At 67.1% G+C, this 13,930-nt stretch carries 9 protein-coding genes and 1 rRNA gene; 8 read left to right on the plus strand and 2 right to left on the minus strand.

Annotation, left to right across the window (positions count from 1 at the left end):
- The first annotated feature begins 21 nt into the window (after positions 1-21).
- Positions 22-1,770 (plus strand): efflux transporter outer membrane subunit, encoded by a 1,749-nt coding sequence (locus E1J61_RS17950; RefSeq protein WP_133095378.1) that lies wholly within the window; start codon positions 22-24, stop codon positions 1,768-1,770.
- A gap of 269 nt (positions 1,771-2,039) precedes the next feature.
- Positions 2,040-2,852: an EamA family transporter gene (locus E1J61_RS17955; RefSeq protein WP_371704354.1), complete on the plus strand. Its 813-nt coding sequence runs from the start codon at positions 2,040-2,042 to the stop codon at positions 2,850-2,852.
- A gap of 14 nt (positions 2,853-2,866) precedes the next feature.
- Here E1J61_RS17955 and E1J61_RS17960 read toward each other — a convergent pair whose 3' ends face one another.
- Positions 2,867-3,466 (minus strand): GNAT family N-acetyltransferase, encoded by a 600-nt coding sequence (locus E1J61_RS17960; RefSeq protein WP_133095380.1) that lies wholly within the window; start codon positions 3,464-3,466, stop codon positions 2,867-2,869.
- 90 nt (positions 3,467-3,556) lie between these two features.
- Between E1J61_RS17960 and E1J61_RS17965 the strand changes: the two genes are divergently transcribed.
- The 6 genes from E1J61_RS17965 to E1J61_RS17990 all read left to right on the plus strand — a co-directional run bounded on the left by E1J61_RS17965 (position 3,557) and on the right by E1J61_RS17990 (position 12,844).
- Positions 3,557-4,027 carry a helix-turn-helix domain-containing protein gene (locus E1J61_RS17965; protein ID WP_133095410.1) on the plus strand — a complete coding sequence of 157 codons (471 nt, stop codon included), beginning with the start codon at positions 3,557-3,559 and terminating at the stop codon, positions 4,025-4,027.
- Positions 4,028-4,361: 334 nt separating this feature from the next.
- Entirely contained in the window at positions 4,362-5,681 is a 1,320-nt protein-coding gene (locus E1J61_RS17970) for a NarK family nitrate/nitrite MFS transporter (protein WP_133095381.1), read from the plus strand.
- 107 nt (positions 5,682-5,788) lie between these two features.
- Positions 5,789-8,350 carry a nitrite reductase large subunit NirB gene (gene nirB / locus E1J61_RS17975; protein WP_133095382.1) on the plus strand — a complete coding sequence of 854 codons (2,562 nt, stop codon included), beginning with the start codon at positions 5,789-5,791 and terminating at the stop codon, positions 8,348-8,350.
- A gap of 26 nt (positions 8,351-8,376) precedes the next feature.
- Complete coding sequence (nirD, locus tag E1J61_RS17980; protein ID WP_133095411.1) at positions 8,377-8,760, plus strand: nitrite reductase small subunit NirD; 384 nt, start codon at positions 8,377-8,379, stop codon at positions 8,758-8,760.
- A gap of 78 nt (positions 8,761-8,838) precedes the next feature.
- Complete coding sequence (locus E1J61_RS17985) at positions 8,839-10,080, plus strand: NAD(P)/FAD-dependent oxidoreductase (RefSeq protein ID WP_133095383.1); 1,242 nt, start codon at positions 8,839-8,841, stop codon at positions 10,078-10,080.
- A 40-nt stretch (positions 10,081-10,120) separates the two neighbouring features.
- Complete coding sequence (locus E1J61_RS17990; RefSeq protein ID WP_133095384.1) at positions 10,121-12,844, plus strand: nitrate reductase; 2,724 nt, start codon at positions 10,121-10,123, stop codon at positions 12,842-12,844.
- A 794-nt stretch (positions 12,845-13,638) separates the two neighbouring features.
- Here the strand turns inward: E1J61_RS17990 and rrf are convergent.
- A 5S ribosomal RNA gene (gene rrf, locus E1J61_RS17995) occupies positions 13,639-13,752 on the minus strand.
- Positions 13,753-13,930 lie beyond the last annotated feature (178 nt).

The raw sequence follows: 13,930 nt of genomic DNA on the forward strand, positions 1-13,930 counted from the left end.
CTGACTCTCCGGAAACCCTTCATGCGAAGCCTGAGCCGCCACTCCTCCCCTGCACAACGCTTGCTGCCCCGCGCCTCGGTGTTGGCGCTGTCACTGGCGCTCGCAGCCTGCACGCTGGAGCCGCAATACCAGCGGCCCGACGCGCCGATCCCTTCGGCGTTTCCGGATGGCGCCGCCTACCGCACGCCGCAGGCCGCCGCCGGCCAGCCTGGCCAGCGTGCTCAGGCGGTACAGCCGCCCGGGCCTTCCGCCGCCGATCTCGGCTGGCGCGATGTCTTCGTCGACCCGCAGTTGCGCCAGCTGATCGAACTCGCGCTGGCGAACAACCGCGACCTGCGCATAGCCACGCTTTCCATCGACGAAGCCCGCGCGCTCTACCAGATCGAACGCGCGGCGCAGTTCCCGACGGTGGAGGCCAATGCCGGCATGGCGTCGCAGCGCCTGCCGTCGCGGGTGCGTGCGCCGGGCCAGTCGCAGCAGATCACCACCTACAACGCCGGCATCGGCTTCACCGCATTCGAACTCGATTTCTTCGGCCGGGTGCGCAGCCTCAAGCATGCGGCGCTGGAGCAATACCTGGCCACCGAGGAAGCGCGCCGCAGCGCGCAGATTGCGCTGGTGGCGGAGGTTGCCAACGCCTACCTGACGCTGCGCGCCGACCGCGAGCTGCTGCGGCTGTCGCAGGACACGCTGAAGACGCAGCAGGAAGCGGCCGAAATGGTGCGGCGCGGGCGCCAGGCGGGCGCGATGGCGCAGCTGGACCAGCATCGCGCGCAAACCCAGGTGCAGACGGCGCAGGTCGGCGTGGAACAGTACACGCGGCAGGTGGCGCAGGACGAGAACGCGCTGACACTGCTGGTCGGCACCCAGTTGCCCAAGTCGATCGCCGAGGGGGGCAACCCGGCCGCGGGGGCGGCGGCAGACCCGCTCGAGCCGCGCACGCTGATGCAAGAGTTCCCGGAGGGGCTGCCATCGAGCCTTCTGACGCGGCGCCCCGACATCCTCGACGCCGAGCACCAGCTCAAGGCCGCCAACGCCAATATCGGCGCCGCACGCGCGGCGTTCTTCCCGCGCATCTCGCTGACTGGCGCGCTGGGCGTGGCCAGCACCAGCCTGGCGGGGCTGTTCTCCGGCGGCATGGCCTGGCTGTTCGCGCCGCAGCTGACGGTGCCGATCTTTGATGGCGGACGCAATCGTGCCGGGCTGGATGCCGCCAACGTGCGCAAGGACATCAACGTGGCCAACTACGAGAAGACCATCCAGACCGCCTTCCGCGAAGTGGCCGACAGCATGGCGGCGCGCGCGACCTACGAGCGTCAGGTCAAGGCGCAGGAAGCGCTGGTGCGCGAAGGCAGCGAGACGCGGCGGCTGTCGGAGATGCGCTTCAAGAACGGGGTCGATGACTACTTCGGCGTCTTCGATGCGCAGCGCCAGCTCTATGCCGCGCAACAGTCGCTGGTCACGTACAAGCTGGCGGGGCTGACCAGCCGGGTATCGCTGTACAAGGCGCTCGGCGGCGGCTGGCGGGAGGTAACGGACAACGGGGGCAATGGCGCCCGCCCTGCGCCACCCGGACCGGCGGCACCGGCCGCGCCGCGGGCGCCGGCTGCGGCAGCGCCACGCCCGGCGCAAGCACCGGTCCCGGTAGCTGCAGCGCCACGTGCGGCGCAGGCGCAGGCACCGGCAGCCGCACCGGCCCCTGCACCTGCACCAGCACCAGCACCTGCACCTGCACCAGCACCAGCTCCAGCACCTGCAGCGCCACGCTGAGCGGCACGGCGGCAGATTGGCAGAGTTGCCGGGGCGCTGCCCCCGACTGCGCGCGCAAGGCGGTGCTTAGCCATCGAGCGCGGGCGGCGGGCCGGAACAACTGTACAGCGCCGCGCACCAAAACCTGTATATGGCGGCCCGGAGGAACTTGCCGCATGATGCGGCTGCATCGCGCACCAGACGCGAGCGTTCCCCCAGGACTCCAATTGCCGCACACCACCTCCGGAAAAAGCTCGACCCTTATTGCTGTCCTGGCCCTGACCGGCTCGATGGCCTCGCTGTGCGTCGGCACGTCGTTCGCCAAGCATCTGTTCGACGCGCTCGGCGCGCAAGGCACCACGGCGCTTCGCGTCAGCTTCTCGGCCCTGATCCTGCTGGGTGTATGGCGGCCGTGGCGCATCCCCCTGACGCGCGCCAATGCGCTGGCGATCACGCTGTATGGCGCGGCGCTGGGCGCGACCAACCTGCTGTTCTACATGTCGCTGCGCACGGTACCGCTGGGGCTGGCGATTGCCATCGAGTTCACCGGGCCGCTGGCAGTGGCGGTGCTGTCGTCACGGCGCGCCATCGACTTCCTGTGGATTGCGTGCGCGGTAACGGGCCTGCTGCTGTTGCTGCCGATTGGCGAGGCGGCCGGCACGCTCGATCCGGTCGGCATCGGCTACGCGCTGGCCGCCGGCGTGGGCTGGGCGCTCTATATCGTGTTCGGGCAGAAGGCCGGCAACGCGCACGGCGGCCAGGCTACCTCGCTGGGACTGACCATGGCAGCGCTGGTGGTGCTGCCGTTCGGGGTGGCGCACGCCGGCAGCGCGCTGCTCAGCCCGCCGCTGCTGCTGGCGGGGCTGGCGGTGGGCGTGCTGTCCAGTGCGATTCCGTATTCGCTGGAAATGGTGGCGCTCAAGCGCCTGCACCGGCGCACCTTCGGCATTCTGCTGAGCATGGAGCCGGCCATGGGCGCGCTGGCGGGGCTGGTGTTCCTGCACGAACAGCTGAGCCCGCTGCAGTGGCTGGCGATTGCCAGCATCATCACCGCTTCGGTCGGTTGCACGGCGACTTCGCGCGGCAAGCGCGATGCCGGCTGAGCCTGGCGTAGCGCTCAGTACGCGCCGAACCAGTCCGCCGGCAGCCGCTGGCCGCTGCCCGCTTCCTCCCGCAGCGTCATCGAGACTTCGTGCAGGAAGCTGTCCTCCGGATTGCGCCGGCTGCTGAAGCCCAGGCCCCGCAGGATCGCCAGCATGCGGCGGTTCTCGCTGAGCACGTCGCCGCGCATGGCGCGCAAGCCAGCCGCGCGGGCATGGTCGCGCAGCCGCGTGATCAGGCGCCGGCCCAGGCCCTGCCCTTGCCAGCCATCGGCGACGACCACCGCAAATTCGGCGACACGGCCGGTCACGACGTATTCGGCGCTGGCGACGATCGCCGGCGTCCCTTGCGCGTCGGGCGCGACTACCACCAGCGCCACGCTGCCCGGCGCGGGCCGGGCCAGCCCGTCGACGACCTGGTCGACCACCCGCCCACCGGTCAGGAAGCGGAAGTAGCGGCTTTCACGCGACAGTCCATCGATCATGGCGCGCAGCGCGCCGCGATCCTGCTCGTGCGTGCGGCGCACCATCACCTGCCCACCCCGGCCCACCGGCCAGCTTTCTGCCAGTGGTTCGCTGGCTGCGTGCGCTGTCGTCGATCGGCTCCTGCCTGTCATGCCATACCCCTGAATACACTATTCGTAGCCAGAGTATAGGCAATAACCTGACTTTTGCAAATGAAGTCAGCGTGCTAAGCTTCCGGCATGATGAACGCCACCGCGTCTGACCTCCGCCAATGCTCGATCGCCGCCACGCTTTCGCTGGTCGGTGAAAAGTGGACGATTCTTATCCTGCGGGACGTATTCCACGGCGTCACGCGCTTCGACGAGTTCCTGCGGCGGCTCGAATGCTCTCCGGCCGTGCTGTCCGCACGGCTCAAGACGCTGACCGAAGCCGGCCTGCTGCGTAAGGTCAGCTACCGCGAGCCCGGCGAACGCGAGCGCTTCGAGTACCGCCCCACGCGCGCCGCCGTCGAGTTGTTGCCGGTGTTGATCGGCCTGATGCAATGGGGCGACAGGCACATGACGTCCTGCGGCGAAGGCCCGGTCCAGATCCGCTCGCAGTCCAGCGGCAAGCTGGTGCGCGCGGCGCTGGTCGACGAGGACAATGTGCTGGTGTCTCCGCGCGACATGCAAGTCGTTCCCGTTGCTCCACGCCGCACCGAAGGCAAGCAATAACCCGCTGCCGTCCCTTGCTGCGCCGCACCGGCGCGGCACACCGCACTGCACCATGACTGTGCCGGCGGTCCGCCAACCGCCCCAGCACAGCGCATCGGGGCTTGCCGCCGGCGCCACTGCGCGCTCCAAACCCCCATTCACCGTCACTTCGCGTTCTGGCACACCCCTTGCGTAATGTGGTCCGGGCCCGTCAACGGCGACCGGCCCATCCCACACAGCGCAGCGGCTATCCCATGTAGCGGCTGTCAGGACAACGGCGTCCCCTGAACTGGCTCATCAGACCATCGATGTGCCGGCTCGCGGGACGCCATTTGTTTTTTTGGAGCAAGTGACGATGACCGGCAAAGCCACCCGCATCGAGCTGCTGAGCTTGAGCACCCCGCAGATGCGCGCCTTCCACCTGACCTGGATGGCGTTCTTCGTCTGTTTCTTCGCGTGGTTTGCCTGCGCGCCGCTGATGCCGGTGCTCAAGGGCGAGTTCGGCCTGACCCCGGGCCAGATCGCCAACATCAACATCGCGGCGGTGGCCGTGACCATCCTGGTGCGCCTGGTGATCGGGCCGATGTGCGACCGCTTCGGCCCGCGCAAGACCTATACCGGCCTGCTGGCGCTGGGCGCGCTGCCCGTGCTGGGCGTGGCGCTGGCGCAGAACTACGAGACCTTCCTGGTGTTCCGCCTGCTGATCGGCGCGGTCGGCGCCAGCTTCGTCATCACGCAGTACCACACCTCGGTGATGTTTGCGCCCAACGTGGTCGGTACCGCCAACGCGGCCGCGGCCGGCTGGGGCAACGCCGGCGGCGGCGCCGCGCAGGCCATCATGCCGCTGCTGCTGGCCGCCGTGCTGATGATGGGTGCGGATCACGCCTTCGGCTGGCGCATCGCGCTGCTGGTGCCGGGCGTGCTGATGCTGGCGATGGCAGTGGTCTATTACCGCTTCACCCAGGATTGCCCGGAAGGCAACTACTCGGACCTGCGCGCTCAAGGCATCGCTATCAGCGGCAAGGATGGCGGCAAGGGCGGTGGCTGGGCCAGCTTCCGCGCCGCCAGCGCCAACTACCGTGTGTGGCTGCTGTTTATCACCTACGGCGCGTGCTTCGGCGTGGAAATCTTCATCCACAACATCGCCGCCATGTACTACGTCGACCAGTTCGGCCTGAGCCTGAAGGCCGCAGGCATGGCCGCGGCAAGTTTTGGCCTGCTGGCGCTGTTCGCCCGCGCACTGGGCGGCTGGCTGTCGGACAAGGCGGCGCGCCGCCGCGGGCTGGATGCGCGTACCACGCTGCTGTTCGTGCTGATCCTGGGCGAAGGCCTGGGCCTGCTGTGGTTCGCACAGGCCGGCAACGTGGCCATGGCCGTGGTCGCGATGCTGATGTTCGGCCTGTTCACCCACATGGCCTGCGGCGCGACCTACGCCCTGGTGCCCTTTATCGATCGCAAGGCGCTGGGCGGCGTAGCCGGGATCATCGGTGCCGGCGGCAACGTCGGCGCGGTGGCCGCGGGCTTCATGCTCAAGGGCCTGGGCAACGTGCAGCAGACGCTGACGGTGCTGGGCGTGCTGGCCACCATCGCCGCCGTCTGCGCCATCGCCATCCGCTTCAGCGCCGAGCACAAGGCCCGCGAACAGGCGCTGTACGACAGCGCGCTGGCCAACTGAATTTGGTATCGCCCCACAGCACTGCAAGCACTACAAGCACTTCAAGCACTACAAGCACCACAAGCACCACAAGCAGCAAAGACTGACTACCGGACAAGGAAAGCATCATGAAACTGATCATCGTCGGCCACGGCATGGTAGGTCACAAGTTCCTGGAATCGCTGGCGGAAGCCGGCGCAGACAACCTGGAAGTGACCGTCCTGTGCGAAGAACCGCGTCCCGCCTACGATCGCGTGCACCTGTCCGAGTTCTTCTCCGGCAAGTCGGCCGAAGACCTGTCGCTGGTGCCGGCGGGCTTCTTCGAGCAGCACAACAATATGCTGCTGCGCCTGAACGCCCGTGCGGTGGAGATCGATCGCGCCGCGCGCACGGTCAAGGTCTCCACCGGCGAGACCCTGTCCTATGACAAGCTGATCCTCGCCACCGGCTCCTACCCGTTCGTGCCGCCGGTGCCGGGCAAGGACCGCAAGGACTGCTTCGTCTATCGCACCATCGAAGACCTGGAAGCGATGCAGGAATGCGGCGCGCGCTCGAAGACCGGCGTGGTCGTCGGCGGCGGTCTGCTCGGCCTGGAGTGCGCCAAGGCGCTGCGCGACATGGGCCTGCAGACGCATGTGGTGGAATTCGCGCCGCGCCTGATGGCGGTTCAGGTCGACGAAGGCGGCGGCCGCATGCTGCGCCAGAAGATTGCTGGCCTGGGCGTGACCGCGCACACCGGCAAGAACACCGTCGAGATCGTCGACGGCGAGGACGGCACGCATCGCATGGTGTTCGCCGACGGCACGCATCTGGACACCGACATGATCGTGTTCTCGGCCGGCATCCGCCCGCGCGACGAGCTGGCGCGCGCCAGCGGCCTGGAAGTCGGTGCGCGCGGCGGCATCTCGGTCGACAACAACTGCCGCACCTCCGACCCGGACATCTACGCCATCGGCGAATGCGCGCTGTGGGACGGCAAGATCTACGGCCTGGTGGCCCCGGGCTACGACATGGCCCGCGTGGCCGCGCGCCACCTGCGCGGCGAGGCGGCCGAGTTCGGCGGCGCCGACATGAGCACCAAGCTCAAGCTGATGGGCGTGGACGTGGCCAGCATCGGCGACCCGCACGGCACCGTGCCGGGCGCGCGCATCTACCAGTTCAGCGACGACCGCAAGGAGGTCTACAAGAAGCTGGTGGTGTCCGATTGCGGCAAGTACCTGCTCGGCGGCGTGCTGATCGGCGATGCCAGCGAGTACGGCACGCTGCTGCAGATGATGCTCAACAAGATCGAGCTGCCGGAGTCGCCGGAATTCCTGATCCTGCCCGACAGCAGCGGCAAGGCCAAGCCGGCGCTGGGCGCCGACGCCCTGCCTGACACCGCGCAGATCTGCTCGTGCAACAACGTCTCCAAGGGCGAGATCTGCGGCGCCGTGTGCGATGGCGCCACCAGCATCGGCGCGCTCAAGAGCTGCACCAAGGCCGGCACCGCCTGCGGCGGCTGCGTGCCGCTGGTCACGCAGATCATGAAGGCCGAGATGAAGAAGCAAGGGATGGCGGTCAACAACCACATCTGCGAGCACTTCCCGTTCTCGCGCCAGGAGCTCTACCACCTGGTGCGCGTGGGCAAGTTCAAGACCTTCGACGCGCTGCTGGAAGCGCACGGCAGCGGCATGGGCTGTGACATCTGCAAGCCGGCGGTGGGCAGCATCCTGGCTTCGTGCTGGAACGAATTCGTGCTGAAGGAAGAGCACGCCAGCCTGCAGGACTCCAACGACTACTACCTGGCCAACATCCAGAAGGACGGCACCTACTCGGTGGTGCCGCGCATGCCGGGCGGCGAAGTCACGCCCGAGGGCCTGATCGCCGTCGGCCAGGTGGCCAAGAAGTACGGCCTGTACACGAAGATCACGGGCGGCCAGCGCGTCGACCTGTTTGGCGCGCGCGCCGAGGAGCTGCCCTTTATCTGGGAAGAGCTGATCGCCGCGGGCTTTGAATCGGGCCATGCCTATGGCAAGGCGCTGCGCACGGTGAAGTCGTGCGTGGGCTCGACCTGGTGCCGTTATGGCGTGGGCGACTCGGTCGGCCTCGCCGTCGAGCTGGAGAACCGCTACAAGGGCCTGCGCGCGCCGCACAAGATCAAGTTCGGCGTATCGGGCTGCACGCGCGAATGCGCCGAGGCGCAGGGCAAGGACGTCGGCGTGATCGCTACGGAAAAGGGCTGGAACCTGTACGTGTGCGGCAACGGCGGCATGAAGCCGCGCCACGCCGAACTGCTGGCCAGCGACCTCGACCACGACACGCTGGTGCGCTACATCGACCGTTTCCTGATGTTCTACGTGCGCACCGCCGACCGCCTGCAGCGCACCAGCGTCTGGCGCGACAACCTCGAAGGCGGCCTGGACTACCTGAAGGCCGTGGTGCTGGACGACAAGCTCGGCATCGCCGCCGAGCTGGAGACCGAGATGCAGCACGTGGTCGACACCTACGAAGACGAGTGGAAGAAGGCCGTGACCGATCCCGAGACGCGCAAGCGCTTCCGCCATTTCGTCAACAGCGACCGCCGCGACGACAACCTGGTCTTCATCGAAGAGCGCGGCCAGATCCGCCCGGCCACGCCGGAGGAACGGAAATTGCAGCGCTCCCGGCTGGGCCACATTCCCGTGGTCGCCGTGCCCGCAAAAGCAGCCTGATCGTGCAAGCATTCAAGGAGAACGTGATGAGCCATCCCCACCATCCCGACACCTGGACCGCGGTCTGCACCGTTCGCGATATCGTGCCCAATACTGGTGTATGCGCGCTGGTCGACGACAAGCAGATCGCCGTGTTCCGCATCGGCCGCGGCGAAGAGGTCTATGCCATCGATAACTTCGATCCCAACTCGCAGGCAGCGGTGCTGTCGCGCGGGCTGGTTGGCAACCTGGGCGAGCGCCTGGTGGTGGCCTCGCCCATCTACAAGCACCACTTCGACCTGCGCACCGGCGAATGCCTGGAAGCGCCGGAGCAGTCGGTCAACGCCTATGGCGCGCGCGTCTACGACGGCAAGGTGTGGGTTGCCGCCAGCGTGGCAATGCGCGAGGCCGAGGAAGAACTGGCCGCCTGATCCGCCCTTTATCCAACTTCTTGGTCGCGCCCCCCGATGCTCACCACCGCCTTCACGCCCAGCCCCGGAGATGCCGGCATGACGCCGTCCGATTCCACCCAGGCCCGTCCGCGCCTGGTCGTCGTCGGCAACGGCATGGCCGGAATGCGCACCGTCGAGGAGCTGCTCAAGCTCGCCCCGGACCTGTACGACATCACGGTGTTCGGCGCCGAGCCGCATGGAAACTACAACCGCATCCTGCTGTCGCCGGTGCTGGCTGGCGAGAAGACGGTGGCGGACATCATGCTCAACACGCGCGAGTGGTATGACGAGAACGGCATCGAGCTGCTCGCCGGCGACCCCGTGGTGTCGATCGATCGCCCGCGCCGCGTGGTGCGCTCGGCCTCGGGACGCGAGGTGCGCTATGACCGCCTGCTGCTGGCCACCGGCTCCAAGCCGTTCATCATCCCGGTGCCGGGACACCAGCTCGAAGGCGTGATCGCGTTCCGCGACATCCAGGACGTCGAGACCATGCTGCATGCCGCGCGCAATCACCGCCACGCGGTCGTGATCGGCGGCGGGCTGCTCGGACTGGAAGCTGCCAACGGCCTGCTGCGCCAGGGCATGGACGTGACCGTGGTGCACCTGGCCGACAGCCTGATGGAACGCCAGCTCGACAAGCCCGCCGCGACGCTGCTCCAGGGCGCGCTGGAACGCAAGGGCCTGCGCTTCCTGCTGGGCGCGCAGACCGCGGAGATCCTCGGTACCGAGCGCGTCACCGGCGTGCGCTTCAAGGACGGCAGCGAAATCCCCGCCGACCTGGTGGTGATGACCGCGGGCGTGCGCCCCAATATCGAACTCGCCGCCGGCGCGGGCCTGCACTGCGAACGCGCCATCGTCGTCGACGACACGCTGCAGACCTATGATCCGCGCATCTATGCCGTCGGCGAGTGTGTCCAGCATCGCCAGGCCACCTTCGGGCTGGTCGCGCCGATCTGGGATCAGGCGCGCGTGTGCGCCGCCCATCTCGCCGGCGCCGGCCATCGCCGCTACGTGCAGCAGGCCACCGCGACTAAACTGAAAGTGACCGGCGTCGACCTGTATTCCGCCGGCGATTTCATCGGTGCGGAAGGCTCCGAAGACCTGGTGCTGCGCGACGCGCGCCGCGGCGTCTACAAGCGCCTGGTGCTGCAGGACGGCTGCCTGGTCGGCGCCGTGCTGTACGGCGACGTGCAGGACGGGCCGTGGTATTTCGACATGATCCAGCGCCGCACGCCGGTGGGCGCGCTGCGCCAGCGCCTGCTGTTCGGCAAGGCGCAGTGCGAAGCGCTCGCTGCCTGAGCCTTACCAAAGCCATATAACGCCCCCGCACGGAGAACGCGTGAACCTGTCCGACATCCCGGTTGTATCTGCAACCCTGACCACTACCACCGCCACGACCTGCCCGTACTGCGGCGTCGGCTGCGGCGTGCGTGCCACGGTGCGCGCCGACGGCCAGGTCGAGATCGAGGGTGACGCGCAGCATCCGTCCAACCAGGGCCGGCTCTGCGTCAAGGGCTCGGCACTGGGCGAGACCGTGGACCTGGAAGGCCGCCTGCTCCATCCCAAGCTGCGCGATGCCGACGGCCAGCTGCAGCCGGTGTCGTGGGACCGTGCGCTCGATACCGTGGCGCAGGGCTTCAGCGACATCATCCGCCGCCACGGCCCCGACTCGGTCGCGCTCTATGTCTCGGGCCAGTTGCTGACTGAGGACTACTACGTTGCCAACAAGCTGATGAAGGGGTTCATCGGCAGCGCCAATATCGACACCAACTCGCGCCTGTGCATGTCGTCGGCCGTTGCCGGCCACAAGCGCGCCTTTGGCGAAGACCTGGTGCCGGGCAGCTATGAAGACCTGGAACTAGCCGACCTGGTCGTGCTGGTGGGTTCCAATACCGCGTGGTGCCACCCCATCCTGTTCCAGCGCCTGAGCAAAGCCAAGGAAGCCCGCCCCGAGATGAAGATCGTGGCGATCGACCCGCGCCGCACCGCCACCTGCGAGCTGGCCGACCTGCACCTGGCGGTTCGTCCCGGTACCGACGTCTGGCTGTTCAATGGCCTGCTCAGCTACCTCGCGCGCGAAGGCCATACCGATGCGGCCTTCATCTCCGCAAGCACCGCGGGACTGGATGAAGCGCTGCAGGCGGCCGCCGTCGATTGCTCCGACCCGGCCGCCGTGGCCCGCGCCTGCAAGCTCGGCGTGCAGGACGTGCTGGACTTCTATGCGCTGTTCGCCGGCACGGAAAAGACCGTGACCGCGTTCTCGCAAGGCGTCAACCAGTCTTCCGCTGGCACTGACAAGGTCAACAGCATCATCAATTGCCACCTGCTGACCGGCCGCATCGGCCGGCCCGGCATGGGCCCGTTCTCGCTGACCGGTCAGCCCAATGCCATGGGCGGGCGCGAGGTCGGCGGCCTGGCCAACATGCTGGCCGCGCATATGGAGCTGGCCAATCCGCTGCATCGCGATGTGGTGCAGAGCTTCTGGCAGTCGCCAGTAATGGCGGACCGCACCGGCCTGAAAGCGGTGGAGCTCTTCGAAGCGATCGAAGCCGGCCGCGTCAAGGCGGTCTGGGTGATCGCCACCAATCCCGTCGTCAGCCTGCCAGATGCCGACCAGGTGCGCCGCGCACTCGCCAGGTGCGAACTGGTGGTGGCCAGCGACATCATCGAACGCACCGATACCAACGCGGCCGCGCACGTGCTGCTGCCCGCGCTGGGCTGGGGTGAAAAGGACGGCACCGTCACCAACTCGGAACGCCGCATTTCGCGCCAGCGCGCCTTCCTGGCCGCGCCGGGCGAAGCGCGCGCCGACTGGCACATCCTCTGCGACGTGGCACGCCGCATGGGCTTCAATGGGTTCGACTATGCCGGGCCGCACGAGATCTTCGACGAGCACGCGCGGCTGAGCGCCTGGCGCAACGACGACGCGCCGCGCGTTTTCGACATCGGCGGACTGGCTGGCCTGGACAAGACCAGCTACGACAGCCTGGAGCCGATTCAATGGCCGGTGCCAGCCAATGGCGGATCCGACTCGCAGCGCCTGTTCGGCGATGGCCGCTATGCGCACGCCGACGGCCTGGCCCGCTTCGTCGCCACGCCGACGCGCGCACCCGCCAATGCACCGGACGACGATTTCCCGCTGATCCTCAACACCGGCCGCGTGCGTGACCAGTGGCACACCATGACGCGCACCGGCAAGTCGGCACGGCTCGCAGACCACCTGCCCGAGCCCTTTGTCGACATGCACCCGCAGGATGCGCTGCTGTGCGGTGTGGGCGAAGGCAAGCTGGCGCGTGTCAGCACCCGCTGGGGCGCGATGGTGGCGCGCGTGCGTCATGGCGGCGGCATCCCGCGCGGCAGCGTATTCGTGCCGATTCACTGGAATGGCCAGTTCAGTTCCGATGCGCGCGTTGGCGCGCTGGTCAATCCGGTGGTCGATCCGGTTTCGGGCGAGCCGGAGTTCAAGCACACGCCAGTGCGGGTCGAGCCGTTTGGTGTCAGCTGGCACGGGTTCGTGCTGAGCCGGCGAGAACTGCCTGCGGAGGCGCTGACCTACTGGACCCGCGTACAGGGCCGTCAATTCCAGCGCTATGAGTTTGCTGGCCGCGAAGTCGTCTCCGAGCGTGCCACCTGGGCGCGCGAGTTGCTCGGCGTGCAAGATCCGGAAGCGGACTGGCTCGAATACGAGGACCGTACTGCGGGCGTTTATCACGCTGGCTATGTCGTCAACGACAAGCTCGAAGCCTGCGTCTATGTGTCGACCCGGCCCGAGTTGCCGTCGCGGTCGTGGCTGTCAGGCTTGTTCGGTCGCGAGCGGCTGGAAGATGCGGATCGTATCGGATTGCTACTCGGCCAGCCGATGGAAAAAGGTGCTGATGCCGGGCCGACGGTTTGCTCGTGCTTTGGCGTGGGGCGTAACACCATCTGCGATGCAGTGCGGAAGCACGATCTGAAGACGCCGGCTGAGATCACCGCCTGCGTCAAGGCTGGTGGCAACTGTGGGTCTTGCGTGCCTGAGCTTAAGAAGTTGTTGGTGGAGATACGGGTGGTTGAGGTGGCATGAGGTGTTTTGGATTGCGGCTGGTGACATGCTGGCGGCGGCTTTTAGCGCCCGCTGTCGCTGTTGATGACATGCTCTCGGCCGTTGAACCGTCTGGTTCCGCCCTGCTGGGCGGGTCACTTTTTGCCCGAGCGGCAAAAAGTAACCAAAAAACGCGTTTACGGCCCTGCGGGCGGCCGCTCTTATCGTAGTGTTCCGGGGCTTTCGTACGGGGCTTTGCTTCGTTGCAGGGCAGGACTGCCTGACGCCGTGGTGCGCCACGGTGGCCTGGGATTAAAGCGATGTTTGAACGAGCCCAGAGCTGGGCATGGCCCCTGCTGCCGGCGGCGACGTAGGAACGCCTACGGCTGCGCTGCGCGCCGGCCCTAAGGTGGCGGGCTGCGCCCACGTCCTCGCCCCAGATTCGGCCCCGGCGTCTTTCACGACGGCGCTGTGCGAGCGCAGCGATGCACTCCGTGCCCGATCCCCCGACCTACGATACCGAGCGCGCGCAGCGCAGCCGTAGGCGTCCCCGCGTTGACGCGAACCACCAGCCACATCGAACGGAAATCACCACCGCCCGAACCACCGACGCCGATGAATCGATAGCCAGCCGCTCAGGCGACGCGTTTTTTGGTTACTTTTTGGCGCTCGGACAAAAAGTGACCCGCCCAGCAGGGCGGAACCAGGCGCTTCAACGGCCGACAGCTGTCACCAGCAACGCCAGCATGGCGCCAACCACCTTGTAGCAAAAATCAAAACTCAAAAAGCAAAAACCCCTCGCAGCACACGCTGTCGAGGGGTTTTGCACAATAAGAGCCTGGCGATGACCTACTTTCACACGGGTAATCCGCACTATCATCGGCGCGGAGCTGTTTCACCGTCCTGTTCGGGATGGGAAGGGGTGGTTCCAGCTCGCTATGGTCACCAGGCATGAGGGGTTGTGGCGCTGGGGTTCAAGCCAGCGTCACGAATCGGGATGTAGTTGGGGTTGTGCGTATCTGGCACAGACACGATCACACACACCAGGTGAAACACACTGGTTATAGGATCAAGCCTTACGGGCAATTAGTACTGGTTAGCTTAACGCATTACTGCGCTTCCACACCC

Origin of the sequence: Cupriavidus sp. L7L (genome assembly GCF_004353535.1) — a bacterium.
Lineage (GTDB): Bacteria > Pseudomonadota > Gammaproteobacteria > Burkholderiales > Burkholderiaceae > Cupriavidus > Cupriavidus oxalaticus_A.